Annotated in this window: 20 protein-coding genes and 1 pseudogene; 7 read left to right on the top strand and 14 right to left on the bottom strand. The window is 70.7% G+C overall.

From position 1 onward, the window contains the following. Positions 1 to 2: 2 nt before the first annotated feature. The 4 genes from ACZ592_RS07450 to ACZ592_RS07435 all read right to left on the bottom strand — a co-directional run bounded on the left by ACZ592_RS07450 (position 3) and on the right by ACZ592_RS07435 (position 4,802). The gene (locus tag ACZ592_RS07450; protein ID WP_471580536.1) at positions 3 to 1,172 is read right to left on the bottom strand and encodes an aminotransferase class V-fold PLP-dependent enzyme; all 1,170 of its coding nucleotides are present in this window, start codon (positions 1,170 to 1,172) and stop codon (positions 3 to 5) included. After that, positions 1,169 to 1,888: a tryptophan 2,3-dioxygenase family protein gene (locus tag ACZ592_RS07445; RefSeq protein WP_471580535.1), complete on the bottom strand. Its 720-nt coding sequence runs from the start codon at positions 1,886 to 1,888 to the stop codon at positions 1,169 to 1,171. Before ACZ592_RS07445 ends, ACZ592_RS07450 begins: the two co-directional genes overlap by 4 nt. Further along, complete coding sequence (locus tag ACZ592_RS07440) at positions 1,885 to 3,264, bottom strand: ATP-grasp domain-containing protein (protein ID WP_471580534.1); 1,380 nt, start codon at positions 3,262 to 3,264, stop codon at positions 1,885 to 1,887. The genes ACZ592_RS07445 and ACZ592_RS07440 overlap by 4 nt, the downstream gene beginning before the upstream one ends. Before the next feature lie 194 nt (positions 3,265 to 3,458). Next, on the bottom strand, positions 3,459 to 4,802 hold the full coding sequence (locus tag ACZ592_RS07435) for a hypothetical protein (protein WP_471580533.1): 1,344 nt from the start codon (positions 4,800 to 4,802) through the stop codon (positions 3,459 to 3,461). A gap of 787 nt (positions 4,803 to 5,589) precedes the next feature. On the opposite strand from ACZ592_RS07435, the gene ACZ592_RS07430 reads away from it, so the two are divergent. Continuing rightward, positions 5,590 to 6,168, top strand: a complete 579-nt coding sequence (locus ACZ592_RS07430) for a GNAT family N-acetyltransferase (RefSeq protein ID WP_471580532.1) — start codon at positions 5,590 to 5,592, stop codon at positions 6,166 to 6,168. 35 nt (positions 6,169 to 6,203) lie between these two features. Here the strand turns inward: ACZ592_RS07430 and ACZ592_RS07425 are convergent, their stop codons facing one another. From ACZ592_RS07425 to ACZ592_RS07390, 8 genes are all read right to left on the bottom strand, one after another. Then, positions 6,204 to 6,752: a GNAT family N-acetyltransferase gene (locus ACZ592_RS07425; protein ID WP_471580531.1), complete on the bottom strand. Its 549-nt coding sequence runs from the start codon at positions 6,750 to 6,752 to the stop codon at positions 6,204 to 6,206. Positions 6,753 to 6,862: 110 nt separating this feature from the next. After that, positions 6,863 to 8,020: an ABC transporter ATP-binding protein gene (locus ACZ592_RS07420; RefSeq protein WP_471580530.1), complete on the bottom strand. Its 1,158-nt coding sequence runs from the start codon at positions 8,018 to 8,020 to the stop codon at positions 6,863 to 6,865. After that, on the bottom strand, positions 8,013 to 9,071 hold the full coding sequence (locus ACZ592_RS07415; RefSeq protein ID WP_471580529.1) for an ABC transporter ATP-binding protein: 1,059 nt from the start codon (positions 9,069 to 9,071) through the stop codon (positions 8,013 to 8,015). The genes ACZ592_RS07420 and ACZ592_RS07415 overlap by 8 nt, the downstream gene beginning before the upstream one ends. Positions 9,072 to 9,082: 11 nt before the next feature. After that, complete coding sequence (locus ACZ592_RS07410) at positions 9,083 to 10,045, bottom strand: ABC transporter permease (protein WP_471580528.1); 963 nt, start codon at positions 10,043 to 10,045, stop codon at positions 9,083 to 9,085. After that, on the bottom strand, positions 10,038 to 10,967 hold the full coding sequence (locus ACZ592_RS07405) for an ABC transporter permease (RefSeq protein WP_471580527.1): 930 nt from the start codon (positions 10,965 to 10,967) through the stop codon (positions 10,038 to 10,040). The genes ACZ592_RS07410 and ACZ592_RS07405 overlap by 8 nt, the downstream gene beginning before the upstream one ends. A gap of 87 nt (positions 10,968 to 11,054) precedes the next feature. Further along, complete coding sequence (locus ACZ592_RS07400; protein WP_471580526.1) at positions 11,055 to 12,680, bottom strand: peptide ABC transporter substrate-binding protein; 1,626 nt, start codon at positions 12,678 to 12,680, stop codon at positions 11,055 to 11,057. Positions 12,681 to 13,159: 479 nt separating this feature from the next. After that, positions 13,160 to 15,067 (bottom strand): translational GTPase TypA, encoded by a 1,908-nt coding sequence (gene typA, locus ACZ592_RS07395; RefSeq protein WP_471580525.1) that lies wholly within the window; start codon positions 15,065 to 15,067, stop codon positions 13,160 to 13,162. A gap of 251 nt (positions 15,068 to 15,318) precedes the next feature. After that, positions 15,319 to 17,646 carry an ABC transporter family substrate-binding protein gene (locus ACZ592_RS07390; RefSeq protein ID WP_471580524.1) on the bottom strand — a complete coding sequence of 776 codons (2,328 nt, stop codon included), beginning with the start codon at positions 17,644 to 17,646 and terminating at the stop codon, positions 15,319 to 15,321. A 473-nt stretch (positions 17,647 to 18,119) separates the two neighbouring features. On the opposite strand from ACZ592_RS07390, the gene ACZ592_RS07385 reads away from it, so the two are divergent. The 5 genes from ACZ592_RS07385 to ACZ592_RS07365 all read left to right on the top strand — a co-directional run bounded on the left by ACZ592_RS07385 (position 18,120) and on the right by ACZ592_RS07365 (position 23,239). After that, the gene (locus ACZ592_RS07385; RefSeq protein ID WP_471580523.1) at positions 18,120 to 18,434 is read left to right on the top strand and encodes a hypothetical protein; all 315 of its coding nucleotides are present in this window, start codon (positions 18,120 to 18,122) and stop codon (positions 18,432 to 18,434) included. 87 nt (positions 18,435 to 18,521) lie between these two features. Continuing rightward, the gene (locus ACZ592_RS07380) at positions 18,522 to 19,358 is read left to right on the top strand and encodes a hypothetical protein (protein ID WP_471580522.1); all 837 of its coding nucleotides are present in this window, start codon (positions 18,522 to 18,524) and stop codon (positions 19,356 to 19,358) included. A 16-nt stretch (positions 19,359 to 19,374) separates the two neighbouring features. Continuing rightward, complete coding sequence (locus ACZ592_RS07375; RefSeq protein WP_471580521.1) at positions 19,375 to 21,324, top strand: fumarate reductase/succinate dehydrogenase flavoprotein subunit; 1,950 nt, start codon at positions 19,375 to 19,377, stop codon at positions 21,322 to 21,324. Further along, positions 21,321 to 22,091: a succinate dehydrogenase/fumarate reductase iron-sulfur subunit gene (locus tag ACZ592_RS07370; RefSeq protein ID WP_471580520.1), complete on the top strand. Its 771-nt coding sequence runs from the start codon at positions 21,321 to 21,323 to the stop codon at positions 22,089 to 22,091. Before ACZ592_RS07375 ends, ACZ592_RS07370 begins: the two co-directional genes overlap by 4 nt. A 224-nt stretch (positions 22,092 to 22,315) precedes the next feature. Beyond that, positions 22,316 to 23,239, top strand: coding sequence for a hypothetical protein (locus tag ACZ592_RS07365; protein ID WP_471580519.1), 924 nt, complete (start codon positions 22,316 to 22,318; stop codon positions 23,237 to 23,239). A gap of 69 nt (positions 23,240 to 23,308) precedes the next feature. On the opposite strand, the gene ACZ592_RS07360 is transcribed toward ACZ592_RS07365, so the two are convergent. Next, positions 23,309 to 24,022: an SMI1/KNR4 family protein gene (locus ACZ592_RS07360; protein ID WP_471580518.1), complete on the bottom strand. Its 714-nt coding sequence runs from the start codon at positions 24,020 to 24,022 to the stop codon at positions 23,309 to 23,311. A 209-nt stretch (positions 24,023 to 24,231) separates the two neighbouring features. On the opposite strand from ACZ592_RS07360, the pseudogene ACZ592_RS07355 reads away from it, so the two are divergent. Then, a pseudogene (locus tag ACZ592_RS07355) lies at positions 24,232 to 25,344 on the top strand (LacI family DNA-binding transcriptional regulator); the annotation flags it as partial. A 209-nt stretch (positions 25,345 to 25,553) separates the two neighbouring features. On the opposite strand, the gene ACZ592_RS07350 reads toward ACZ592_RS07355, so the two are convergent. Beyond that, positions 25,554 to 26,585 carry an acetylxylan esterase gene (locus ACZ592_RS07350; protein ID WP_471580517.1) on the bottom strand — a complete coding sequence of 344 codons (1,032 nt, stop codon included), beginning with the start codon at positions 26,583 to 26,585 and terminating at the stop codon, positions 25,554 to 25,556. Positions 26,586 to 26,641: the final 56 nt, after the last annotated feature.

The raw sequence follows: 26,641 nt of genomic DNA, 5'->3' as shown, positions 1-26,641 counted from the left end.
TGCTAACGGGACCTGTGCTCACTCAGCGCCTCGCACAGCGAGGCGATGTCGTCGGCGTTGTTGTAGTAGTGGAAGGCGGCGCGCACGACGTCGCCGCGGGCACTGACCGCGACCCCCCTGCGCCCCAACTCCTCCGCGAGACGGGCGGGTTGCGCGTCGAGGATGCCGATGTGGGCACCGCGCCGGTCGGCGGGCACCTCGCGGACGCGCTCGCCCTGGGCGCGCAGCGCCTCGGCGGCGGCCGCGGTGAGGGCCTGGACGTGTGCGCGGACCTCGGCGGGGTCGGTCCTGGCGAGCAGGCCGAGTCCGGCGTCGGCGGCGTAGCAGGCGGGCACCGGCGGGGTGCCGGTCTCGTAGCGGCGCGCCGTGTCGGGGAAGTCGAGGGTGCGGGGGTCGAACGCGAACGGGTCGCGCCGGCCGAACCAGCCGGTCAGCGTGGGCGGCAGGGCCCCCCGCGAGGCACCACGCGCGTAGAGGAAGGCGAGCCCCGGCAGGCCCAGCAAGTACTTCGACGTGCCGGCCACCAGGTAGTCGCAGCCGAGCCGGTCGACGTCGACGGGTTCGACACCGGCCGACTGGTAGGCGTCGACGAAGAGTTCGGCGCCGTGCGCGTGGGCGATGTCGGCGATGTCGGCGACCGGCATCCGCAGCGCGTCCTGGTAGCCCGTCATGGGGACCGACACCAGCCGGGTGGTCCCGTCGACGGCGTCCGTGTACGCGTCGGCGTCCTCGGCGAAGACGACCTCGGCGCCACGGGGCCGCTGCGCGAGCCAGACGTGGGCCAGCGAGGGGAACTCCAGCGGCGTGGTGACCAGGCGGGGCCGCGCGGCCCAGTCGGCGGTGGACGCGACCTGGTAGGCGCCGATCGACGCGTTCGGGACGACGGCGATCTGCTCGGGCTCGGCGCCCACCAGGGCGGCGAACCGCTCCCTGGCCCGCGCCGTGCGCTCCTCGAAGAGGTGCCAGGGCGCGCCGTGGGCGGTCATCGCCTCCAGCATCTCCGCCAGCGACTCGTCCATCGCGGTGGAGCGGGGGGCGAGACCGCAGCCGGCGAGGTGGGTGAGGCGTCCGAGCACCGGGAAGGCGGCGCGGAACTCCTCGGGGCGCAGCGTCGGCGACGCCTGAGGCGGTGCTTGGCGCGGTACCTGCCGCGGTGCGGCGGGGGCGCTCACAGCTCCTCCCGTATCGGCTGGTCGCCCATCGGTCCGGTCGCGGTGAGTTCGGTGCGCAGGTGCCACAGCTCGGGGAAGAGCTTGTGCGAGATCAGTTTGGCGAGCACGTCGACCGGGGTGCCCTGGGTGCCCACGGACTGGTGCCCGATGATGCGGGTGATGACCTTGAAGTGCTGGACGCGCCAGAGGGAGATCCGGTCGTCCCACTCGATCATCGCCTCGGCCAGCCGGTACTCGGGCGTGTCCTCGCCCGTGCGGTAGACCTCGACGAGGTCGATGCCCCGGTCGGCGACGAGCTTGTCGAAGGCGGCGCCGACCGTCCGGCTGTGGCTGCGGACCGCGCGCCAGCCCGGCGAGTCGGCTCCGGAGCCGTGGCCGAGGATGGTGCGGATGGTCTGGAAGTCCCACGGGGAGAGCTGGCGCATCATCTCCAGCTGCTGCGTGACGAGTTGGCCGCCCAGCGCGGCGCGACCCATCAGCCGGGTGGCGGTCTCCAGTTCGCCGGCCTCGATGTGCCGGGTCGCCTCGGCCACCTCGGCGCAGGCCAGTTTGAGCCAGAGCTCGGTGGACTGGTGGACGATCTGGAAGAGCATCTCGTCGCGGTGGACCCACTCCTCCGGGCGGCGCTGGAGGGAGAGCAGGGCGTCGGTGCGCATGTAGCGCGTGTAGTCGTTCTCGCCCTCGCCGTCGAGGATCTGTTCGGAGTAGTCCTTCATCCGGTCACTTCCACGGGTGCGGGGTGCGCGGCGTGTACCGGTTCGCGGTCGCCGGGCACAGGGCTCTGTCGGGCGGTGCGCAGGACGGGTTCGGCGCTGACCCGGAAGCGGGTCGCCGTGTGGGTCAGCGCCTCCGTCACCTCGGTGCTGGTACGGCCCCGGAAGCGGAACCGCCCGCCGACGTGCTCGTAGTAGGCGTCGGCCTCCGGCAGGATGCCGCCGGGGCTGAGCACGACTTCGGCGTACGGGCCCGGGGTCAGGCCGGTCATCGAGGTGACGTCGGTGATCAGGCAGGGCCGGGCGGCCGGGGCGGGGATCAGCAGCCAGCCGCCGACCTCGCCGGTGGGCGGGGTGCCCGCGTCGGCCGGGGTGCGGCCGAGCTGGATGTCGAAGGCGGCCCGCATCAGGTCGTAGCCGTGCAGATCGCGCCAGATGAACGGGATCTCAGCGCCGCCCACCCGGGCGCCGACCTCGAGGAAGGCGCAGCGGGGGCCTTCGGGGCCGGGGCCCACGAACAGTTCCAGGTGGAAGGGGGTGGGGGCGTCGGTGAGCGCCGCGAGGTACGCGGTCGCCGCGGCCTCCACCGCCCGCACCACCGCCGCGTCGTCCACCTCGACGGAGCCGAGGAACGTGCCCTCGTCACGGAAGCCCAGGCAGGTGTTGAGGTAGCGGGAGACGCGAAGCCGTGTGGTGCGGGTGCCGTCGAAGATCCCGTCGACGTGGTGGATGGGGCGCGCGTCGAAGCTCTGCGCGAGCATCGGCTCGGCGAACTCGCCCTCCCCGTCCAGGTCCTGGGGCCTGTCGAGGACCCGGACGCCGGCGCTGGAGCTGCCGACGCGGGGCTTGAGCACGACCGGCCAGCCCTCGCGGCGGGCGAAGGCACGCACGTCGTCGGGGCCGTCGGCCGCGGCGAAGGCGGGCACCGGCAGTCCGGCCGCGGCGACCGCGCGGCACATCAGGTACTTGTCGCGAAACCTCAGCAGGTCCTCGGGGCGCGGTCCCGGCAGATTCCAGTCGACGCGCAGGTGGGCGCCGACCAGCAGGTCGTCCTCCTTGAGCGCGACGAGGGTGCGCGGGGCGCCGTGCCGCTCGGCGAGCCGGGCGACGGCGGCCCGGACGGCCGGCAGGTCGTCGGTCGCCTCGACCAGTTCGACCCCGGCCGCCTCGGCCGGTACCGAACCGAGGCCCACGTCGGTCGAGACGTAGGTGACGCGGTGGGTGGTGTGGTCGAGGTAGGCGGCGTAGTCGGCGTAGTGCTCCCGCCATCGGTTGATGACGACGGTGTGGGGTCGATCGTCCCCGGGGTCGGTGTCGGTGTGGGGGCGGTCTTCCCCTATGTGGGGGCGGTCTTCCCCGTCGGCGGCGTACTCGGGCATCAGCGGTCCCTTCACGGCGGCCCGCCCGCGCCTGCGGGGGCGCGGACCGGGCGGCTGGGTGCGTGAGGAAGCAGGGCGTTGCCGCCCTGGGGTGCGAATGAACAGGAAGTGAGCAGGCAGAGCGAACGGAAGAACGGGCGGGCTGAGCTGGCGTCAGGAGCGGGCGGAGTGGGTGGCGGGAGTCTTTGCCCGGGTCAGCCTGCGGTGAAGACGCAGCTGCTGCGCGTCCCCGGGTTGGAGAAGGAGATGACCGCGCCCTGGGCCGGCCGCAGTGCGCGGACGAAGCCACCGGCGTAGCCGTCACCGTCGACGAAGACGCCCCAGTTGGCGGCCCAGTCCTCGGTGCGCCCGGTGGCGGCGTCCACCACCGGCTCGGGGGCGGGGCGGACCCGCCGCTGCACGACGGTGTCCTGTCCTGCCGCCTCCAGCGCCTCGGCCCAGGCCGCGTCGTCCGCCTCGTGGCCGACCACGGTGCCGACGCCGCCGTAGCCGACGCCCGGCTTGACGACCAGTTCCTCTCGTTCCTCACGACAGCGCTCCAGGAGGTCGGCGCGGTCCCCCGCGTACTGCCGGCCTCGGTCGAGGAGCCTGGTCCAGGGCACGGCCCGGTCGACGGCGGCGCGCTCCGCCTCGGTCAACTCGGCCCGCACTGCGGGGTCGTGGAGCAGGGCGAGGCTGCCCTTGCTGGCGTAGATGCCGCTGTCCAGCGGCAGGAAGAGCGCGGTCCGCCGTTCGCGGTCGGCGCGGATGAGCGTGTCCAGGACGTCCTGGCCCGCGGGGTCCTCGAGCAGTTCGCCGGCGACGAAGTAGCGGAGGATGACGTCCAGCGGGGTGCCCCGGAGGGTGATCTTGCCGTTGCGGTCGGCGAGTTCGTGGATCTCGCCGAGGAGCAGGTTGATGCCCTGGTCGGCCATCGCCTCGCGGACCGCGGTGAACACGTGCTCGTGGGCGGCGAGTCCGCCGGTGCTCTCGATGAGTGCGACGACCGGTTCGCCGTCCGTGACGGGCTCGGCGGCGCGGCGCAGCGCGGCGGCCACCCGGGGCACGGTGTCGAGGTGCCGCAGGCCCTGCTCCTCGGCGAAGGCCGCGAACTCGGGCACGCGGAGCCAGGCGCGGTTCTGCTGGGCGGTGTCGGTGCCGCCCAGTTCGCTGCCGACGTTGAGTTCGAGGAGCTGGAAGCGGGTGCCGTCGTGGTAGGCGTCGGCCCGGGCGTGCAGTACGGGGCGCGGTGCGGCGCCCCGGCACATGAGCTCGGCGAGCCGGTCGTCCATGCCGATGGCGGTGCAGTAGGCGCGCAGGTCACCGCCGTACAGGCGCTCGGGGAGCGAGGTCATGATGCCGAAGAGGGACCGGAGGTCGTCGGCGAATCCCTCGATCTCGACCCGGTCGGCGATGAGCGGTCGGTCCAGGAGCACCTGGCCGAACGACTGGGCGTACACGGCGGGGAGTTCGAGTTTTCGCGCGGCATTCCGCAGCGGCGAATCCGCTTCGGCGCATCTGTCGGCATACAGCCTGGTGACGGTGTTGATCACGAGCATCCCCCTGAGCACGCTGCGACTTGCCGCCCACGGGGGTTCCCCGAGTGGCGTGCAGGTCCTTTGCACAAATCACCGTTCCGGAGCGGGTGTCTTTAGCAGGCCGCCCTGAACCACCCGGAAGCTATAGCGCACCTCAGCCAAGCGTCAACTCCGCATATGCCCGGTGAAACAACCCGAGCAAGGGCGGGGTGCACCACATCCACGCAGGTCAGAGGCTTGCCGTCGACAGAAGGCGGAGTGGCGTGAATGTATTCCGGCTATGGCCGTTTTCGAGTTCGGCACAGTTTTCAGCCGTCCCGGCCGTGACGGTCTGCGATCCTTCACGGCCCGGCGAATGATCGATACGGAGCGAAGATTCCGCATTTGCCGAGGTCAGTGCGCGCACACGAATGGAATGGATCATTCCCTTAACGTCACTCCCGGGAGTGTCAACGCTCGTCAACCGGTCAGTCTGAGCGGGTTCGGTTGCGCAACCGGTCAAGCAAGGGTCTACACCCGCTCTTTGATCATCAAAGTACGCAATGTCGGCATGCGGCGGGGAGCCTCGAAACGGCCGCAAGAATGGCGTGTTGTCGACGCTGCGGTCCGGCATCCTGCCAGCAGGCGGGGCTGTCCGCACGGCACGGGACGGGATGTTCCGGACAGACCGGAGGCACCGGGAACCGGGCGGACGCTGCCGGCTGCCTCACCCTGTCGGTGGATCCGCCCCTCGACGAGAGGTCCGGTCGCCCTCCGTGAGCGTCCAGCGGTCCTCGTGGAACGGGCAGACCTGGCGCATCATGCGGGGATGAGCACACACATCACGGCCGGCCCGCCGAGCGCGGTCCGCCTCACCACGTACACGCAGGACGACGTGCGGGAGATCCTGGGCGACGGCGACGACCCCTTCGGCGTCGCGGACACGCGTCTGTCCTGGCTGCCCAAGGAAGAGCACTTCGGCATACGGCTCGACGGCCGTCTCGTCGCCCACGCCGGGCTCCGCCGCCTGCCCGTGTCGACGGACGGGTCCGGCACCGGATCCGACGACGGGTCCGCCGAGGTCTCCCCCACGGACGTCGTCGGAGTCGGCGGCGTGGCGGTCGCCCCTGACGTACGCGGGCAGGGCCTGGCCCGCCGCGTCCTGGCCGCCGCCCTGGACCACGCCCGCACGCTGGGCCCGCGCCACGCGCTCCTGTTCTGCCGCCCGCCCCTTCTGCCCCTGTACGAGCGGCTCGGCTGGCACGCGCTCGCCCCCGACACCCCGGTCCTGGTCGAACAGCCCGGCGACCGCGTGGTCACCATGCCGCTGCGGACGATGGTGACGCCGCTGCGCGAGGGCGCCCCGTGGCCTCCCGGAGCGGTACGGGTGCGGTCGCTTCCCATGTGAGGTGCGACGGCTGAGGCGTGACGGCCGCACGGGTGTCACACGGCGTCGGTCGCCAGCCGGGCGTGGAGTTCGACGTCGTGGCGGACCCTGTCGTACGACAGCTTCTGCCGCTGCAGCCCCTCCACCGCGAAGCCGGCCGCGCGGGCCACCCGGCACGAGGCGGGGTTGTTGGTGCGGTGGCCCAACTCCAGGCGGAAGAGGCCCAGTTCGCCGAAGGCCCAGCGGGCCAGGGCCGCGCACGCGTACGAGGCGACGCCCTTGCCGCGCGCGCCGGGCGTCGTCCAGTACGACACCCAGCCGGTGCGGTGGACGTGGTTCACCGCACCCACCGAGGCGTTGCCGAGCGGCACGCCGTCCCCGTCCACCACGGCGAACGCGTACGCGGAACCGGCCGCGCGCTCCGCCGCGCGCCGGGTGACCCACCGGACGGCACCCGCCCCGTCGGTGACCTCCTGGTCCGCCTGGCGGCCCATCTCCGGCGCGGCGAAGGCGGCGAGGACCGCGGAGGCGTCCGTCTCGCGCCAGGGGCGCAGGGACAGTCCAGCGCCGTTCTCGTCGACCGTGCCGCCGTCCCGCAGGGACACTCCGCACCACACCCTTCCGACAGAACCCCGCTCGCACGCCCTCCTCAGGTCCGGCATGCCTGTGCCCCGCCGTACGACGCGTACGGCGGGGCACAGGCACACTCAGGAGGTCACGCGACGCCGACGACGTCCTTCTCCTCGGCGAAGTGGCACGCCGACTCGTGCGCGGCCGGGGTGTCCTGGCCCTTGAAGCGCTCGGGGATCGCGAGCAGCGGGATCTCCTTGGAGCACTTCTCCTCCGCCTTCCAGCACCGGGTGCGGAAGCGGCAGCCCGAGGGCGGGTTGGCGGGCGAGGGCACGTCACCGGTGAGGATGATGCGCTCGCGGCCCTCGCGGGCCTCCGGGTCGGGCACCGGCACCGCGGAGAGCAGTGCCTGCGTGTACGGGTGCGTCGGGTGCTCGTAGATCTGCTCGTCCGAGCCGATCTCCGCCATCTTCCCGAGGTACATGACGCCCACGCGGTCCGAGATGTGCCGGACGATCGACAGGTCGTGCGCGATGAAGAGGTAGGAGAGGTTGAACTCGTCCTGCAGCTTCTCCATCAGGTTGATGACCTGGGCCTGGACGGAGACGTCCAGGGCCGAGACCGGCTCGTCGCAGATGATGATCTCGGGGTTGAGGGCCAGACCGCGCGCGATGCCGATGCGCTGACGCTGGCCGCCCGAGAACTGGTGCGGGTAGCGGTTGATGTACTCCGGGTTCAGGCCCACCACGTCCAGGAGCTCCTGGACCTTCTGCCGGCGCGAGCCCTTGGGAGCCACCTCGGGGTGGATCTCGAAGGGCTCCCCGATGATGTCGCCCACCGTCATACGGGGGTTGAGCGACGTGTACGGGTCCTGGAACACCATCTGGATGTTGCGGCGCACCGCCTTCAGCGCGCGGCCGGTCAGCTTGGTGATGTCCTGGCCCTTGTAGAAGACCTCGCCCGCGGTGGCGCGCTCCAGGGTCATCAGGAGCTTGGCGACCGTGGACTTGCCGCAGCCGGACTCCCCCACGATGCCCAGGGTCTCGCCCTGGTAGAGGTCGAAGGAGATGCCGTCGACCGCCTTGACCGCACCGATCTGCTTCTTGATCAGGATTCCCTGGGTGAGAGGGAAGTGCTTGACCAGGTTGCGGACCTGGAGGATCGGCTCGCCGCGCTCGGCCGGCGCCTCGATCGCCGCGACGGCCTCCTCGGGCGTCGCCACGTCCACGGTCTCCACCTCGGAGACGTTCGGCGTCGCGTCCTGCGGCTCGTCGGCCTTCGAAGCCTTCGTCGGCTCAGCCATGGATCGTCTCCTTCCAGAAGTGGCACGCGCTGCCGCGGCCCGGCAGCTCCGCGCCGTCCTGCTCGGTGACCTGCACCAGCGGCGGGACCTCCGTGCGGCAGATGTCCTGCGCCTTGGGGCAGCGCGGGTTGAACGCACAACCGCTGGGGATCTTGAGCAGGTTGGGCGGCAGACCCTTGATCGCGTAGAGCTCCTGGCCCTTCTGGTCCAGGCGCGGGATCGAGTCCAGCAGGCCGCGGGTGTACGGGTGGGCCGGGCGCTTGTACAGCTCGTGCACCGGCGCGGTCTCCACGATCCGGCCCGCGTACATGACCGCGATCTTGTCCGCGACGTCGGCGACGACGCCGAGGTCGTGGGTGATCAGGATCAGGCCCATGTTGTACTCGCGCTGCAGCTCCGCGAGGAGATCCATGACCTGGGCCTGGACCGTCACGTCGAGCGCCGTGGTGGGCTCGTCCGCGATGATCAGGTCCGGCTCCAGGGCGAGCGCCATCGCGATCATGATGCGCTGGCGCATACCGCCGGAGAACTGGTGCGGGTAGTCGTTCACCCGCTCCCTGGCGGCCGGGATCTTGACCTTCTCCATCAGTTCGATGGCCTTGGCCTTGGCTTCCTTGCGGCTCACGCCGTCGTGCACCCGGAACATCTCGCCGAGCTGGTAGCCCACCGAGAGAACGGGGTTGAGCGAGGACAGCGCGTCCTGGAAGATCATCGCGATCTTGCGGCCGCGGATCTTCCTGCGCTCCTCGTTGGACATCTTGAGCATGTCCTGGCCGCGGAAGACGATCTCGCCCTGCGGGATCTTTCCCGGCGGCATGTCGAGGATGCCCATGATGGCCTGCGCCGTGACGGACTTGCCGGAGCCCGACTCACCGAGCACGGCGAGCGTCTCGCCCGCGTCCACGCTGTAGTTGACGCCGTTGACGGCCTTGACCACGCCGTCCCGGGTGTGGAACTCGACGTGCAGGTCCTTCACGTCCAGGAGCCTGCCGCCCGTTTCCCCGCCCGAGCGGGGTGCGGGGAAGGTGTCTGACTTGATGTCGATGCTCATGTACGCCTCCCTCAGCGCAGCTTCGGGTCGAGGGCTTCGCGTACGGCGTCACCCATCATGATGAACGCCAGCACCGTGAGACTCAGCATGCCTGCCGGGAAGATCAGCGTGTGCGGGTTGTTCCGGATGTCGCTCAGGGCGTCGGAGATGTCGCCGCCCCAGGAGAGCGTGTCCCCGCCGAAGCCCAGGCCCAGGAAGGACAGCGTCGACTCGGCGACGATGTACGTGCCCAGGGAGATGGACGCGATGACGATGACCGGAGCGATGGCGTTCGGCAGGATGTGCCGGAACAGGATCCGCTTGGTGCCCGCGCCCAGTGCCTTCGCCGCCACGACGTAGTCCGCGTGCCGGGTGGTGATCACCGCGCCGCGCATGACACGGGCGATCTGCGTCCAGCCCAGGAAGGCGAGGGCGCCGGTGATGACCCAGACGTTCTTCTCGGAGAAGGCGTTCAGGACGACCATCGCACCGAGCAGGAACGGGATGCCGAAGAACACGTCGGTGAGGCGCGACAGCAGGCTGTCCCAGAAGCCACCGAAGTAGCCCGCCAGCATGCCGACCAGGCTGCCGAAGACGGTGACGAGGATCGTCACGCCGAAGCCGACCATGATCGAGTTGCGGGCGCCGAACACGACACGCGCGTAGATGCTGCGGCCCTGCCGGTCGTACCCGAACCAGTCGGCCTGGAAGAAGTGACCGAGGTTCGGCTTCTCCAGGAAGTGGTTGGTCAGGTCGCCGGTCTGCGGGTCGGCGTTCGTGAACATGCCCGGGAAGGCCGCGACGAGCAGCACCACGAGGATGAGCAGCGCGGAGATCACGAACAGCGGCCGGCGGCGCAGGTCGCGCCAGGCGTCGCCCCACAGGCTGCGCGGCTTGCCCGTGGCCTCGACGGCGTCCACGGCATGGGCGTCGGCGTCGGCGATCGCCACGGCGTGCGCCTCGTCGGTGGCCGGGGTCTTGGTGAGGTCAGGCATAACGGATCCTCGGGTCCAGAACGGCGTAGAGGAGGTCGACGACCAGGCTCGCGAGGAGATACACGAGCACCAGGACCGTGACGATGCCGACGATGACGGCGCCCTCTCGGTTGCTCAGCGCGTCGAACAGCAGGTTGCCGACACCGGTCACGTTGAAGATGCCCTCGGTGATGACGGCGCCGCCCATGAGGGTGCCGATGTCCGTTCCGAGGTAGGTGACCACCGGGATCAGGGAGTTGCGCAGCAGGTGCCGGGTGATGATCCGGTGCCGCGGCAGGCCCTTGGCGACGGCGGTGCGCATGTAGTCCGCCTGCCGGTTCTCCGCGATGGAGGTCCGGCTCAGACGGGCCACGTAGGCGAGGCCGACGAGGCCGAGGACGAGGGCCGGCAGGATCAGCTGCTGGAAGTTCTCCGAGTCCTGGACCGTGGGTGTCACCCAGCCGAGTTCGTTGCCGAAGATCAGCTGGAGGAACAGGCCGAACACGAAGATCGGGACGGAGATCACGAGGAGCGTGAAGAGCGTCACGGTGTTGTCGACGATCCGGCTGCGCTTCACGCCCGCCAGGACGCCCAGGGCGATTCCGACGACGAGCTCGAAGGACCACGCCATGGCGGCGAGTCTCATCGAAACCGGGAAAGCCTGCTTGATCTCGTCAAGAATGGGCCTGTTGCCTGCGATGGTCTTGCCGAAGTCGCCCTGCAGCAGTCCGCCCATGTAGTGCAGGTACTGCTGCCAGAGCGGCAGGTCGAGCCCTCGGTCGTGCCTGATCTGCGCGACCTGTGCCGGGTCCGGCGGCTTGTCTCCCCAGAGCGCCCGTACGGGGTCGCCGGGGAGCACATTGACCATCAGGAAGATCAGCAGGGTTGTCCCGATGAAGACCGGGATCATCTGGAGCAGTCGCCTCGCGACGTAGCGCCCCATTGGTGCCTCCGTCCATTGCGGAGCCGCCCGAAAGCGACGCCCGGGATCACCGGGCGTCGCTGCACGGGAGCGGTACTCCGACGACTACTACTTCTCGAAGACCTCGACCTCGGAGAGGATCGGGTCACCGGCCTGGTCGAACACGACGTTCTTCACGTTGTTCGAGTACGCGGAGAGCGTCTTGTTGTACCAGAGCGGGATGCCCGGGAAGCTGTTCTGCAGTTCCTTCTCGGCCTGCTGGTACAGCTTCGCCGACTCCTCGATGGTCTTCGCCTCGTCGGCCTTCTTGGTCAGCCCGTCGAACTTCTTGTCCGAGAAGCCGCCCTTGTTGCCGTCGACGCCGGTGCCGTAGAGGTCGGCGAGGAAGTTGCCGTTGAACGGGTAGTCGAGCACCCAGCCGGAGCGGTACATCGACTTGACCTTCTTCTGGTCACGGATCTCCGTGTCGGCCGCGAAGTCGGTCACCGGGTCGCCGACGCACTTGACGCCGGTCGCCTTGGTGATGCTGTTGCAGACCGCGACGACCCAGTCCTTGTGCGGCTGGTCGGCGTTGTACTGGATGGAGATCTTGTTGCCGGGAACGCCGCCGCCGTCCGTGATGGACTGCTTGGCCTTCTTCGGGTCGAACTTGCAGTACTCGCCGCAGGCGTCCTTCTGGTAGCCCTTGACGCCCTTGGCGACCCAGCCGGTGGCGGACTCACGCGTGCCGTGGAACACGGTCTTGGCGATGGTGTCGCGGTCGATCGCCATCGACAGGCCCTGGAGGACCTTGACGTCGATGTCCTTCCACTGCTTGGTGTAGAAGGCGAAGTTGACCGTGTTGATCGCCGAGAAGTCCATGTCGATCGCGCGGTCGCCGAAGTCCTGCTTGAAGTTGGCGATCTCACTGTTCGGCACGAGCGGCATCGTGTCGACGTTGTCCGACTTCAGGTCGGCGTAGGCGGCCGTGTCCTTGGAGTAGGCCTTGAAGTTGATGCCGCCGTTCTTGGGCTTGTCCTCGCCCTTGTAGCCGGACCAGGCGGTGACCTGGATCGACTTCTTGTGGTCCCAGCTCTTGAACTTGTAGGGACCGTTGCCGACCGGGGCCTCGCCGTACTTCTTCGGGTCCTTCAGCGCGGCCGAGGGCAGCGGGAAGAAGGGCTTGTAGACCAGCTTGTACTGGTAGTACGGGACGCCACCCTTGAGCGTGATGGTGAAGGTGTTGTCGTCGACGACCTTCAGACCGGACATGGCCTTCTTCTTGGCCTTGCCCTTGGCCGGGTGCACGTCGTCGTAGCCGACGATGTCGCGGTACCAGGCGCTGTTCTGCTGACCGTTGGCCGGGTCGGCCGCCCAGTTCCAGGCGTCGACGTACGACTTCGCGGTGACGGCCTCGCCGTTGTGGAACTTCCAGCCCGGCTTCAGCTTGACCGTCCACACCTTGGAGTCCTTGTCGGGCGTGACCGACTCGGCGTTCTCGTAGGTGATGTTGCCCTGCTTGTCGTAGTGGACAAGCCCGGTGAAGAGCGCGTCGATGACGACGCTGCCGTACGCCTCCATGGTGTTGGACGGCTGCAGGGCGTTCTGCGGCTCACCGTTGGCGTAGCTGACGATCCCCTTGGGGTCGACCTTGCCGCTGCCCTTGCTGTCACTGTCGCCGCCGCCACAAGCGGTGGCCGTCAGCGCCACAACACCGGCTATCGCGACCCACTTGGCGCTCTTGGCACCACGCATGGGGTTCCTCCTCATGAGTCCACTTGTTCACTACAAGAGGGGGTACGTGCAACCGCGCCGACACCCCTGACGGCGAAGATCGAGTACCCCAGTGTGCTCGTGAGTCGGCGCTCCCCACAGCGCGTGACCCATTGACCCGAGCTATACGCGGTCAACTATTAGCCATGAGGTACCGGTCGACCACACCCTTTTGGTCTCGGTTCAATCACACCTGCCCCGTACAACTTCCAAAATCCGGACAAACCGATCCGAGATAGATGGTTGCGAAACGGACGTGTTACACATCTAACGGTCAGTGACGTCCGAATACCGGACAGTCTGTGGTCGAAAACCACTTGCCGGGAGCCCCGCGCGCGACAGTGGCCACACCGTACTCGCCTGGGGAAACACAAGAGGCCGACTTCCGTCCAACTCCCTCGGGAGCGACGGAAATCGGCCTCATGAGCGGCTGTGTGCCGCCCATCGCCTACGTCAGCGGGTCAGCTGTGCTTGGCGCGGGACGCGGAGCGGCCGCGCTCCTTCTGGTCCAGGACGACCTTGCGGATGCGCACGGCCTCCGGGGTCACCTCGACGCACTCGTCGTCGCGGCAGAACTCCAGGGACTGCTCCAGGGACAGCTTGCGCGGCGGGACGATCGCCTCGAAGGAGTCGGCGGAGGCGGAGCGCATGTTGGTGAGCTTCTTCTCCTTGGTGATGTTCACGTCCATGTCGTCGGCGCGCGAGTTCTCGCCGACGATCATGCCCTCGTACACCTCGGTGCCGGGGTCGGTGAACAGCACGCCGCGCTCCTGCAGGTTCGTCATCGCGAACCCGGTGACGGCGCCGGCGCGGTCCGCGACGAGCGAGCCGTTGTTCCGGGTCGTCAGCGTGCCGAACCAGGGCTCGTGGCCCTCGTGGATGGAGTGGGCGATGCCCGTGCCGCGGGTGTTCGTCAGGAACTCCGTACGGAAGCCGATCAGGCCGCGGGAGGGCACCACGAACTCCATGCGGACCCAGCCGGAGCCGTGGTTCGACATGTTGTCCATGCGGCCCTTGCGGATGCCCATGAGCTGCGTGACCGCGCCCATGTGCTCCTCGGGGACGTCGACCGTGAGGCGCTCGACCGGCTCGTGGGTCTTGCCGTCGACCTGCTTGGTGACCACCTGCGGCTTGCCGATGGTCAGCTCGAAGCCCTCGCGGCGCATCTGCTCGACCAGGATCGCCAGCGCCAGCTCACCGCGGCCCTGCACCTCCCAGGCGTCGGGGCGCTCGGTGTCCAGGACGCGGAGCGAGACGTTGCCGACGAGCTCCTTGTCGAGACGGTCCTTGACCTGGCGGGCGGTGACCTTGCGGTCCTTGACGGCGGACTTCGCGGCCGCGCCCTTGCCCGTGCCACCGCGGCCGACGAGCGGCGAGGTGTTCGTGCCGATGGTCATGGAGATCGCCGGCTGGTCGACCGTGATCAGCGGCAGCGCGATCGGGTTCTCCGGGTCGGCGAGGGTCTCGCCGATCATGATGTCGGGGATACCGGCGACCGCGCAGATGTCGCCCGGGCCCGCCTTCTCGGCGGGCTTGCGGGTGAGCGCCTCGGTCATCATCAGCTCGGTGATGCGGACGTTCGCGATGGTGCCGTCACGCTTGATCCACGCGACGGTCTGGCCCTTGGCCAGCTCGCCCTGCTCGACGCGGAGCAGCGCGATGCGGCCGAGGAAGTTGTCCGCGTCGAGGTTGGTGACGTGGGCCTGGAGCGGGGCCGACTCGTCGTACGTCGGGGCCGGGACGCTCTCCAGGATGGTGGAGAAGAACGGCTCCAGGTTGGTGGAGTCCGCGGGGACCGTGCCGTCGGCCGGCTTGGTCAGCGAGGCGATGCCGTCACGGCCGCACGCGTAGACGATCGGGAACTCGATCTGGTCCTCGTCGGCGTCCAGGTCGAGGAAGAGGTCGTACGTCTCGTTGACGACCTCGTCGATCCGCGAGTCGGGGCGGTCCGTCTTGTTGATGCACAGGATGACGGGCAGCCGCTGCTGGAGCGCCTTGCGCAGCACGAAGCGGGTCTGCGGGAGCGGGCCCTCGGAGGCGTCGACCAGCAGCACGACCGCGTCCACCATCGACAGACCGCGCTCGACCTCGCCACCGAAGTCGGCGTGGCCGGGGGTGTCGATGATGTTGATCGTGATCGGATCCCCGCCGTCCTTGGGGTGATACTTCACCGCCGTGTTCTTGGCGAGGATCGTGATGCCCTTCTCACGCTCCAGGTCGTTCGAGTCCATCATGCGGTCGTCGAGGGACTCGGCGGCGTGCGCGGCGAAGGAACCGGCCTGCTTGAGCATGGCATCGACGATGGTCGTCTTGCCGTGGTCGACGTGAGCGACGATGGCGACGTTACGGATGTCGTGGCGCGTGGCCATAGTGCGGCGTACTCCTGGAGTGAGTGGATGGTCGCACGCACCTCTGAAGTACGCGAACCCTGCCGGGCTGGACACGCCACGGCCTCACCCCAGTCTACGGGCCTTCTACGGAGGCAGCCTCCGCGGGGGCTTCACAGGGGTGCGCAAAGCCTCGGGAACTTTGGGGAAACAGCAGGTCAATGGGTGGATACGAGCTTGCCCGCCGGGGTGGCCGACGGGCAAGAGAGTTGAGCGGAATCTGAGCCGGGCCGCTACTTGGCCGACGGCTCGCCCGCGGGCTTGGCGCCCGGCTTCAGGAAGCCGATGTCCTCGTAGTCCGGGGCCTGGAAACCGAACGCCCCGGCGTTCGCCAGGTTCGGGCGGGACGCCATCAGCTGGGGGCGCTGGTAGAGGGGGATGGAGCCCGCCTCGGCCCAGATGCGGGCGTCCGCCTTCCTGACCAGGGCGCGCGACGCCTCCTCGTCCAGCTCGCCGACCGCCTGCTCGAAGAGCTGGTCGATGTGGTCCGTGCCGACGCGCGTGTAGTTCTGCTCGACGTTGAGCGACCCGTCGGCGGCCGGCACCGGCTTGGCGAAGATCGGGCGGGCGTCGGTGGCGGGGAAGGCGGAGGCGGGCCAGGAGTACAGGGCCAGGTCGTACTGGCCGGACGCGATGTGGTCCTTGAAGTAGCTGTCGTCGGCGACCTTCGCCGTCTCCGTGCGGACGCCGATCTTCTCCAGCATCCGCGAGATCCGGTCGGCCACCGCGCGCAGCGACTCCGAGCCCTCCCCCGAGGGCAGCACGAAGCGCAGGGTGAGGGGCTTGCCGTCCTTGGCGAGCGGGCCCGCCGCGGGCGCGGCCGCTCCCTTGGGCGCGGCGGTCCCCTTCGGGGCGTACGCGCCGGGCGCGCCGCCCTTGGCCTGGTCCCGGGCGCCCGCGTGGGCCTTGGACGGGCGCTCGGCGTGGTTCCTCGCGTGGTCGCCGGGCTCCTTCTTCTTCTCCTTGTCCGCCTCGCGGAGCAGCCCCAGGGCGTCGGCCTGGCGGTTCAGGGCGGCCCGCTGGTAGGCGGCGGCCGGCGCGGGGGCGAGCACCGAGGTGCCGCTGTCGCCGGGCTTGCCGTCGTCCTCACCGACGATGTAGGTGCCGTCGTCCGAGGAGTCCTCCCCGGACCCGGAGTCCGCCTTGGCCTCCTTCGCGTCGGACTCGCCGCCGGCCGACTTCTCCTTCTCCGCGGCGTCCCTTCCCTTCTCCCTCAGCGGGGAGCCGGGCGTCCAGCCCGCGTCCGCGAGCAGCGCCCGCGCCTCGGCGGTGTCCTGCTCGCCGAGGGCCCCGCTGTTGTCCGCGTACGCCTGCTGCCCGGCGAGGGCGAGGTGGCTGCCGACCGGCTCGGCGGGCAGGCCGAGCGGCTTGAGCACGGTCTTCGCGAGTTCCGCGCGGTTCAGGGCGCGGGCCACGGCCCGGCGCACCCGGTCGTCGGCGAGCGGGCCCTCGGAGCCGTTCAGGGCGAGCTGGGTGTAGGCGGGCTCCAGGGACTTGCGCACCACGTAGCCGCGCAGGCCCGCCTGTTCGGTCGCGTACTTCCTGACCGCCTTGCGGGTCTTGGCGCGGGCCGCGAGCTCCGTGTCGGCCGCCTCCTCGTCGGAACCGTGGGCGATCGCCCAGGAGCGCAGCGCCCTGCCGGGGGTGAGCCCGGCGCCGGGGCCGTGGGCCAGCGGGCCCTGGGCGCCCTTGTCCCGGGCGGCCAGGGCGATCCGGTCCGCCTGTGCCGAGTCGATCGCGGCGAGGTCGACCGAGCCCTTGGCGATGGCCCCGGCCCGCTCGGCCGGCGCCACCTCGCGCAGCACGAGCTTGTCGAGCTTGGCGGGACGGCCCCACCAGCGCGGGTTGCGCACCAGCGTGACGTCACCGGCCTTGCGATCGACGCCCGAGAGCGCGAAGGGGCCCGCGGACACCTTCAGCTTGCGGCGCGCGCCGTCGTTGAAGGAGTCGGGGGCGCCCATGACCTGCTTGGGGTACAGCGGGGAGAAGAGGGAACGCCAGTCCGCGTACGGCTTGGCGAAGGTGACCCGCACCTCCAGGTTGTTCGCGCCGCGCTCGATCTTCTGGATGCGGTCGTAGCCGGCGTTCCGTGCCGTCCAGTACGCGGTGTCCTTCCCGGACAGGGCGCGCCACTGGGCGGCGAAGTCGTCGGCGCCGATCTCCCGGCCGTCGCTCCAGACCGCCTGCTGGTTGAGCTTGTAGAGGACGACCTGCTGGGGCTCGTTCTCGACGACCTTCGCGGACTCCAGGAAGTCGGCGTTGCGCTGTGCCCTGCCCTGCGCGTCGAGGCGGAACAGGGACGGCAGCACGGCGCCCGCGACGCGTGCGGTGCCCTCGTCGGCGTCCGACTGGAAGGAGTTGAACGTCTGGGGCAGCGCGTCGACCGCCCAGTTCATGGTCCCCCCGTCGGCGACCATGCCCCGGGCGGCGGGAGCGACGTCCTGGCCCGCGGTCGGCCGGCCGGCCTCGTCGTTCGAGCTGCATCCGGCGAGGGCGGGCAGAGCCAGCACCCCCGTCGCGAGGAACACGACAGATCTGACTCTGGCGCGGTCGTGGGACATGGCTGGTACCTCCGGGGTCCGGGGCTCGCCCGGCCGCCCGCTACCAGGACCGGGCCGGGTTTGATCACGTATGGCGGTATATGGAGCTGATCACATCTATCGCTCCACTGAAGGCGACGGATCCCGCCCCGCGAGGGAGGCACGACGCGGCGGCGCCCATATCCCACTCGTGCGGCCCAATACGGGGCCTGCGGCCCCGTGTGGGGCGCGCGGCCTCAGGCGGAGGGGCGCGGGGCCTCATCCGGCGGGCTGCGGGCTGTTGCGGGCTGCGGTGGGCTGCGGTGGGCTGCGGGACCGGATCGGCCGACGAACCGTCACCGTCGGTCGAGGTCGGCGCGATCAGCGCGTGATCCGGCGCATTCACCGCTCCTGATCCGGCAATCGGCGCAGATCTCTTCACAAGCCGGGATGTGACGCGCGACACTCGCAGGCGCATGAGCGTTGCCACCGCACCCCCTAAGTGAGGGCAAGTCATGGCTCTGCACGACGAATTGACGGCCGTACAGCGATGCGTGGACGACCTGGTCCGCACCGTCGGCAGGCTGGAGCAGCAGGCCGGCGACGAACTGACCGGCGTCGACGTACGCCGGGTCCGCACCGACACCGACCACCTGCGCGAGAGCGTGGCCCTGCTGCGCGCCGCGGCCCCGCCGACGGCGGTCCGCCCCGAACCGCGCAGGCCCGACCTCGTGACCATCCCCGACACGCCGTACGACAGCTCGCTGTGGACGAACAGCGGCGACCTCGACGACGAGGGCCTGGGCGGCAGCGACCGCCGCGCCCCCTGACCGGCCCGCACCACCACCCCCGCACCGCCCGCACTGCCCGCACCGCAGAGCCTCTCCCCGATCCCAGGACGAAGGAGTGGAGCCTCGTTGGCCACCGGCACGGAACCCCAACCGAAGAGCGGACCGGCCCCGGGCGGCGGCGTGCGCGACGGCACGCGCGCCGCCATCACGGCTGCCCATCTGCGTACGGACCGCTGGTGGCTGGCGCCGGCGGCGACCACCGCAGGGCTGCTCGCCTTCATCGTCTACTCGACGTGGCGGGCCTTCGCGAACGCGGACTACTACGCGGCGCCCTACGTCTCGCCGTTCTACTCGCCGTGCGTGGCCGAGAACTGCGAGCCCATGCGCTCGGGCCCCAACTGGGAGATCTTCGGCAGCTGGTGGGGCCTGTCCCCCTCCATTCTCATCCTGATCTTCCCGCTCGGCTTCCGGCTGACCTGCTACTACTACCGCAAGGCCTACTACCGCGGGTTCTGGGCGTCACCGCCCGCCTGCGCGGTCGCCGAGCCGCACAAGAAGTACACGGGCGAGACCCGCTTCCCGCTGATCCTGCAGAACATCCACCGCTACTTCTTCTACGCGGCCGTGCCGGTGGCGGGCATCCTCACCTACGACGCCGTCCTCGGCTTCCGCGACGAGCACTACGAGTGGGGCCACATGGGGCTCGGCACGCTCGTGCTCCTGGTCAACGTCGTTCTGATCTGGATCTACACGCTCTCCTGCCACTCCTGCCGGCACGTCATCGGCGGCAAGCTCAAACACTTCTCCCGGCACCCGGTGCGCTACCGCATGTGGCAGTGGACCGGGAAACTGACCGCACGTCACATGCTGCTCGCCTGGACGTCGTTGGCGAGCGTGGCGCTCGCCGACCTCTACGTCTACCTGGTCGCGAGCGGCGCCTTCGACGATCCGCGCTTCTTCTAGTGGACAGGACCTTCTGATGTCTCAAGTGGAGCGACAGCAGTGGGACGTCGTCGTGGTGGGGGCCGGGGGCGCGGGCCTGCGGGCCGCGATCGAGGCGCGCGAGCAGGGCGCCCGTACCGCCGTGATCTGCAAGTCACTGTTCGGCAAGGCCCACACGGTGATGGCCGAGGGCGGCATCGCCGCCTCCATGGGCAACGTGAACTCCGGCGACAACTGGCAGGTCCACTTCCGTGACACCCTGCGCGGCGGGAAGTTCCTCAACCAGTGGCGGATGGCCGAGCTGCACGCCCGCGAGGCCCCGGACCGGGTGTGGGAGCTGGAGACCTGGGGCGCCCTGTTCGACCGCACCCCGGACGGACGGATCTCGCAGCGCAACTTCGGCGGCCACGAGTACCCGCGCCTCGCGCACGTCGGCGACCGCACCGGCCTGGAACTGATCCGCACCCTCCAGCAGAAGATCGTCTCGCTGCAGCAGGAGGACCACAAGGAGTTCGGGGACTACGAAGCACGCCTGAAGGTCTTTCAGGAATGCACCGTCACACGGGTGTTGAAGGAGGAGGACGACAGCTTCGGCGAGGGCGGCCGGGTCAGCGGGACCTTCTGCTACGACCGGGAGTCGGGCCGCTTCTTCGTGCTGGAGGCGCCCAGCGTGGTCCTGGCCACCGGCGGCATCGGCAAGTCCTTCAAGGTGACGTCGAACTCGTGGGAGTACACCGGCGACGGGCACGCGCTCGCGCTGCTCGCCGGGGCCCCGCTCCTCAACATGGAGTTCGTGCAGTTCCACCCGACGGGCATGGTCTGGCCGCCGTCGGTGAAGGGCATCCTCGTCACCGAGTCGGTGCGCGGCGACGGCGGGGTGCTCAGGAACTCCGAGGGCAAGCGGTTCATGTTCGACTACGTCCCCGACGTCTTCAAGGAGAAGTACGCGCAGTCGGAGGAGGAGGGCGACCGCTGGTACGAGGACCCGGACCACAACCGCCGCCCGCCCGAGCTGCTGCCCCGCGACGAGGTCGCGCGCGCCATCAACGCCGAGGTCAAGGCGGGCCGCGGCTCACCGCACGGCGGGGTCTTCCTCGACGTGTCGACGCGCATGCCCGCCGAGGTCATCAAGCGCCGGCTCCCTTCCATGTACCACCAGTTCAAGGAGCTCGCCGACGTCGACATCACCGCGGAGGCGATGGAGGTCGGGCCGACCTGCCACTACGTGATGGGCGGCATCGCCGTCGAATCGGACTCCGCGGCCGCCCGCCGCGTGACGGGGCTCTACGCCGCCGGTGAGGTCGCGGGCGGCATGCACGGCTCCAACCGGCTCGGCGGCAACTCGCTCTCCGACCTGCTGGTCTTCGGGCGGCGCGCGGGCCTGCACGCGGCCCGGTACGCGGCGGGTCTCGCCGCCCGCCCCCCGGTGGACGAGGCACAGGTCGACGCGGCGTCCGCCGAGGCGCTGCGGCCGTTCAGCGCCGAGGGCCCTGAGGACGGGGCGACGCCGGAGAATCCGTACACCCTGCACCAGGAACTGCAGCAGACCATGAACGACCTGGTCGGCATCATCCGCCGCGAGGCGGAGATGGAGCAGGCCCTGGAGAAGCTCGCCGAGCTGCGGGTACGGGCACGGCGGGCGGGCGTCGAGGGCCACCGCCAGTTCAACCCGGGCTGGCACCTCGCCCTCGACCTGCGGAACATGCTCCTGGTCAGCGAGTGCATCGCGCGGGCCGCCCTGGAGCGCACGGAGAGCCGCGGCGGCCACACCCGCGAGGACCACCCGGCAATGAACCGCGAGTGGCGCCGCGCCAATCTGCTCTGCCAACTCGCCGACCCCAGCGAAGGGTTGGCCGCCACCGATCCCGTACGCGGCCAGATCGACCTCGTCCGGGTGCCGACCGAACCCATCCGCTCGGACCTGCTCGCCCTCTTCGAGAAAGAGGAGCTGGTCAAGTACCTGGCTGAAGAGGAGCTGTACGAGTGAGTTCGTACGACGCGCAATTCAAGGTCTGGCGCGGGGATGTCGGCGGCGGTGACCTGGCGGACTTCGAGGTCGAGGTCAACGAGGGCGAAGTCGTGCTCGACATCATCCACCGGCTCCAGGCCACCCAGGCCCCCGACCTCGCCGTGCGCTGGAACTGCAAGGCGGGCAAGTGCGGTTCGTGCTCCGCGGAGATCAACGGCAGGCCGCGGCTGATGTGCATGACGCGCATGTCGGTCTTCGAGCCGGAGGAGGTCATCACGGTCACGCCGCTGCGCGCCTTCCCCGTCGTGCGCGACCTCGTGACGGACGTCGGCTTCAACTACACCAAGGCGCGCGAGGTCCCGGCGTTCGTGCCGCCCGCGGACCTCGGCCCCGGCGAATACCGCATGCAGCAGGAGGACGTGGACCGCCCGCAGGAGTTCCGCAAGTGCATCGAGTGCTTCCTGTGCCAGGACACCTGCCATGTGGTGCGCGACCACGAGGAGAACAAGAACGCCTTCGCCGGACCGCGGTTCCTGATGCGGGTCGCCGAGCTGGACATGCACCCGCTGGACGCGGCGGCGGACTCCGGCCTCGACCGCAAACGCACCGCGCAGGAGGAGCACGGACTCGGCTACTGCAACATCACCAAGTGCTGCACCGAGGTGTGCCCCGAGGGCATCAAGATCACGGACAACGCCCTGATTCCCCTCAAGGAACGGGCCGTGGACCGGAAATACGACCCGCTGGTGTGGCTGGGCAACAAGATCCGGCGGCGGACGGAGTAGCGGCGGGGTGGCGGGGCGGGACTGCTGCGGCCGAGCTGGGCTGCTGAGGCTGGGCTGGGCTGCTGCGGCTGGGGGGGGCTGCTGAGGCTGGGGGGGCTGCTGAGGCTGGGCGGGCACATGAGCTGGGGGGGCAGGCACGCTGTGGCGAGCACGGTGTGGCGGGCACGGGATGACATTCGCACTCCCCGGCTGCGCGGCGGGCCCGCTGTGCCACACTGCCGCGCATGCGCATACCCCGCCGCTCCCGCGTCCTGCCGGCCCTGTTGCTCACGGTCGCCCTGACGGTGGGCGCGGGTGGCTGCTCCCTGCCCGGCGGCAGCGACGACGAGGGCGACGGCACCGGGCTCGAGCGAGCGCTGGACGCGGTGCCGGCCTCGGCGGCCGACCAGGCGGTGACGTTCCGGGACGTGCGGACCGCGCGGCGGCTCGTCGCCGAGAACCCCTCGCTCTACCGAGGACTCGACGGCTTCGGGATCCTCGAAGTCGCCCAGCACGGCTACACGGGCGGGAGCGTCCGCAAGGACTGGGGGTTCGACGCGAAGGACGTGCGGACCTCCGTCCAGGTCGGCGAAAGCTCGCTCCTCACCGGGGAGTTCGACACGGAAGCGGTCGAGCGCGCGATGAAGAAGCAGGGCTACCGGGCGACCCGCACCGACGAGGGCACCCGGTACAGGAAGGACGGTGAGTCGGGGACGTACGAGGTCTCCGGCTCGGCCCGCGCCGCCAAGCGGTCGGACGTGGCGCTCGGCCTCTCCGCACCCGGCACGTCCCTGCGCGACGACGCGGTGTACGAGGCGGTCGCCGACTGCCTGGGCGACGTGTACGAGGCGACGTACTACGCGAAGCGCGAGGACGCGGACGCCGTGCTCTTCGCGATCGGCGGACGGCTCGGCAAGGACGGCACGTCGTCCTCGGAGACGCTCTGCGTGCGGACCGCGTCGAAGAAGGCGGCCGACGCCACCGCCGCCAAGCTCCGCGGCAAGACCGCCCCCGGCGAGCGCTACGCGGGCTCGAAGGTGACCGTCGACGAGAGCGCCACCCCGATCGTGTCGATGACCTGGAAGAACAGCGCCAAGTCCGGCCTGCGCCCCGGCGACAACGACCGGACGGCGGAACTGCCGGGGCTGTTGGTGTGGGGGCGCGAGTGAGCCGTGGCCCGGGGCGGGGCGGCCCGGTGAGACGGCTCGCCGGTTGACGGCCCCGAGGGACCTCACCGGCTAAGGATGTCTCTTCCCGGCGGCCGGGGAGCTCTCCGGCTCCCGCCACGCCACTCGTTCCGCGTGGTCAAGCCAGTGGGTGTACCACTGGGCGAACGTGACCCGCTCCGTGCTGCCGAGGAACTCGAACGGGACCACGCCTTCGGCCGCCGCACGGACGTCCTGCCACATCGTGCCGCGTTCGGGTCCGGTCAGGGCCAGCAGCGTGTAGTAGGCGCAGCCCTGCTCGCTCACGTGGAGCGCGCCTTCGGTCAGCGTCTCCAGGAGCTCGTCGTCGCGCCGGTCCCAGGCCGCCCAGTCGTCGCGGTACCGCTCCCCTGCCTCCGCCGTGTCTTCGTACGCCGACCGCCGCGGCTCCGCGGACTGGTGCTCCTCCCACTCGGCGGTGCGCTCGGGACGGAACACGCCCGGGGTGGCGTCCGGTTGCGGGGCCACGCGTTCAGGGGTGGGACCCCTCGTGTCCGGGGCGTCCGCCGCGTTCTCGGGGGCGACCGGCTCCACCGGGAACAGGCCGTAGTCCGGGCCCGCCCCGCCCGCCCCCACCTCCAGCAGGAAGCTACGGTACTCCGCAGGGAACGTGACTCCTTGCCGCTGCTCGACCGCCGCGAGCTGGGCCTCGGTCAGGACCGGGCGCAGCTCGAACCGGTGGCCGTGCACAAGGGACCCCGCACCGAACACCGCCGTGCGGTTCGGCGCCCCGCGGAGCGCGAGCACGCGCTCCCTGACACCCGACCAGACCCCGCCCACCTGCGTTCCTCCCCGTTCCGGCCGACCCGTCCAGAAGAGCCGGCCTTGCTCACGGTCACGGTACGCGCCTACTGTGAATGCGCTTTCAGAACGGGACGGCCGGGACGAGAGACCGGAGCCGGAACCGGAACCGGAAAGAGAAACAGGCGGGCGGTCGGGTGAGCACAACTCCCACGGTGTACGACGTCGCCGAGCGGTCGGGCGTCTCCATCGCGACGGTGTCACGGGTCTACCGCAACCCGGACTCGGTCCGGGCGACGACCCGCGAGCGGGTCCTCGCCGCGGCCCGCGAGCTCGGCTACGTGCCCAGCGGCAACGCCCGCGGGCTCGCAAGCCGCTCCACCGGAGTCCTCGGACTCTGCTTCCCCGACCTCTCGGACCCGGACACCGAGACCGAGGCCGCCGCGGCCGACGCCGACGACGACCACGCCTTCATGCTCTACTCCGACCAGATCATCCGCGGCATGGAGCGGGCGGCCCGCCGGCACGGGTACGCCCTGCTGATCGCCGCCTCGCTCAAGGGCGGCCCGGAGAGTCTGGTCGCCAAGGTCGCCGGACGCGTCGACGGGTTCGCCGTGCTCGCCAGGACCGTGCCGACCGAGGACCTCGACGTCATCTCGCGGCGGCTGCCGGTCGTGATGCTCGCCGGGCCCCGCGAGAACGACGAGCTGGACCACCTCGACCACATCGAGGTCGCCAACGCCGACGGCCAGCGCGAGCTGACCCGGCATCTCATCGAGGACCACGGGCTGCGGCGGCTCGCCTTCGTCGGCGGCGAGGAGCGTTCGCCGGACGCGCAGGCGCGGTTCCGCGGGTACCAGGAGGCGTGCCGGGACGCGGGGCTTCCCGTACGCGAAGAGCCCGATCTGCGGACCGGGATGATGACGCAGGCGGAGGGGGCGCGGGCCGCCGACGCGCTGCTCGACCGGGCGGGGACGGGTGGAGACACGGGTCTCGACGCAGGTGAGGGCGGCGGGACGTCCGGCCGTGGTCACGCGCCGCCCGAGGCCATGCTCTTCGCCAACGACCAGATGGCCATCGGCGCGCTGCACGCGCTGGAGCGGCGCGGGGTGCGGGTGCCGGACGACGTGGCCGTCACCGGCTTCGACGGGATCCCCCTCAGCCGCCTGGTGCGGCCCGCGCTGACCACCGTGCGGCAGCCGATGCGACAGCTGGGCGAGGAGGCGGTCGAACTGCTCGTGCGCCGGCTCGGCGAGGAGCGGGACCGCGAACCCGTCGATCTGATGCTTCCGGTGCGTGTGGTGCGGCGGGCCAGTTGCGGGTGCGGGGCGCCCGTGGGGCAGGGGCAGGGCGTGGGGCAGGAGCAGGGCGTGGGGCAGGGGCAGGGGCAGGGGCAAGGCGTGGGGCAGGGGCAGGGGCAGGGGCAAGGCGTGGGGCAGGGGCAGGGGCAGGGGCAAGGCGTGGGGCAGGGGCAGGGGCAGGGGCAGGGGCAAGGCGTGGGGCAGGGGCAGGGGCAGGGGCAAGGCGTGGGGCAGGCTTAGAGCGTTGCTCTGAAGAAGGTGCGGCGAGCCCTCGCCAGGGCTTCCGTCTGTGCCTGCGTGCCCTCGTGCTCGAAGTGCCCCGCCTCCAGGACGTGGAGTTCGCGCGGGCCCGCGAGCGCGTTGTGCACCGCGAACTGGCCCGGCGGCGGGACCGCCGGGTCGAAGAGCGCGGGGGCGGTCAGGGTCGGGATGCGCAGGTACGTCGCCGCCGTCGCCGCGTCGAAGTAGCGCAGGACGTCGGTGACTTCGGGGTGCTCCCGGTGGTACGCGCGCACCGACTCGCCGCTGCCGGTGCAGGGGAGCGTCAGGCGCAGGGGATGGTTGCCGAAGGTGGGGACGGTGAGGTGCGCCGCGGCGAAGCGGTTGTCCCAGGGGAGGGCGAGGGCGCCGAGTCCGCCGCCGAAGCTCTCGCCCAGGTAGCCGAGGCGGGGCGCGCCTTGGTCCTGGGGTCCGTTCTCGCCGTCGCCCAGCTCCGGGACCAGTTCGAGGAGCGCTGAGGCCGCGCACCAGAGGTCGGCCGCGCAGTCCGCGATCACGTAGGTGTCGCGGGAGGCGATGCCGTGCAGGACGTGGGCGGCGGCGTTCGCGGGGATGCGGGGGTCGGGGATGCGGGGGTCGGGGCTGCGGAGGTGGCGGCCTCGGGTGCGCATGCCGCGTACACAGGGGAGCAGGGCGGCGGAGCGGGGCAGCGGGAGGGGGAGGTCGGGGCCGGGGGCGTCGCGGCCGCCGTAGCCGTGGGCCACGACGAAGCCGTGCTCCGCGGGGCCCTCGGCGGGCAGCGCCAGCCAGCCGCCGAGGCGGACGCCGCCGACGGAGGTGTACGTGACGCCGTACACGCGGAGCCCGTCGCGCTCTTCCTCCAGGGGGCCGAGGACGGGGGCGGTCGCGGTGGCGCGGGCGGCGCGGTGCCGGGCCTGCCAGAAGCAGGCGAAGTCGTCCGGGGCGGGGGGTGCGGGCACCGCCAGGAGGTCGTCGAGGGTGTAGCCGTGGGCCGGATCGAACGGGAAGTCGTGCGCGAACGCGGGCATGCGGTGACCCTAGGACGGTGCGTCTTGGGTCCGGCTGTGGGGGGTCTGGCGGGGGC

It is taken from the genome of Streptomyces sp. NPDC040622, from assembly GCF_055593965.1.
The sequence above is the reverse complement of the archived record's forward strand: the minus strand, read 5'-3'. Positions and strand labels throughout refer to the sequence as shown.

Bases quoted from the DNA above. Each gene is read 5' to 3' on its own strand.
- ACZ592_RS07445 (WP_471580535.1), bottom strand. From the start codon at position 1,888: ATGAAGGACTACTCCGAACAGATCCTCGACGGCGAGGGCGAGAACGAC.
- ACZ592_RS07440 (WP_471580534.1), bottom strand. From the start codon at position 3,264: ATGCCCGAGTACGCCGCCGACGGGGAAGACCGCCCCCACATAGGGGAA.
- ACZ592_RS07435 (WP_471580533.1), bottom strand. From the start codon at position 4,802: ATGCTCGTGATCAACACCGTCACCAGGCTGTATGCCGACAGATGCGCC.
- ACZ592_RS07430 (WP_471580532.1), top strand. From the start codon at position 5,590: ATGAGCACACACATCACGGCCGGCCCGCCGAGCGCGGTCCGCCTCACC.
- ACZ592_RS07420 (WP_471580530.1), bottom strand. From the start codon at position 8,020: ATGGCTGAGCCGACGAAGGCTTCGAAGGCCGACGAGCCGCAGGACGCG.
- ACZ592_RS07415 (WP_471580529.1), bottom strand. From the start codon at position 9,071: ATGAGCATCGACATCAAGTCAGACACCTTCCCCGCACCCCGCTCGGGC.
- ACZ592_RS07410 (WP_471580528.1), bottom strand. From the start codon at position 10,045: ATGCCTGACCTCACCAAGACCCCGGCCACCGACGAGGCGCACGCCGTG.
- ACZ592_RS07405 (WP_471580527.1), bottom strand. From the start codon at position 10,967: ATGGGGCGCTACGTCGCGAGGCGACTGCTCCAGATGATCCCGGTCTTC.
- ACZ592_RS07400 (WP_471580526.1), bottom strand. From the start codon at position 12,680: ATGCGTGGTGCCAAGAGCGCCAAGTGGGTCGCGATAGCCGGTGTTGTG.
- typA (WP_471580525.1), bottom strand. From the start codon at position 15,067: ATGGCCACGCGCCACGACATCCGTAACGTCGCCATCGTCGCTCACGTC.
- ACZ592_RS07390 (WP_471580524.1), bottom strand. From the start codon at position 17,646: ATGTCCCACGACCGCGCCAGAGTCAGATCTGTCGTGTTCCTCGCGACG.
- ACZ592_RS07385 (WP_471580523.1), top strand. From the start codon at position 18,120: ATGGCTCTGCACGACGAATTGACGGCCGTACAGCGATGCGTGGACGAC.
- ACZ592_RS07375 (WP_471580521.1), top strand. From the start codon at position 19,375: ATGTCTCAAGTGGAGCGACAGCAGTGGGACGTCGTCGTGGTGGGGGCC.
- ACZ592_RS07365 (WP_471580519.1), top strand. From the start codon at position 22,316: ATGCGCATACCCCGCCGCTCCCGCGTCCTGCCGGCCCTGTTGCTCACG.
- ACZ592_RS07350 (WP_471580517.1), bottom strand. From the start codon at position 26,585: ATGCCCGCGTTCGCGCACGACTTCCCGTTCGATCCGGCCCACGGCTAC.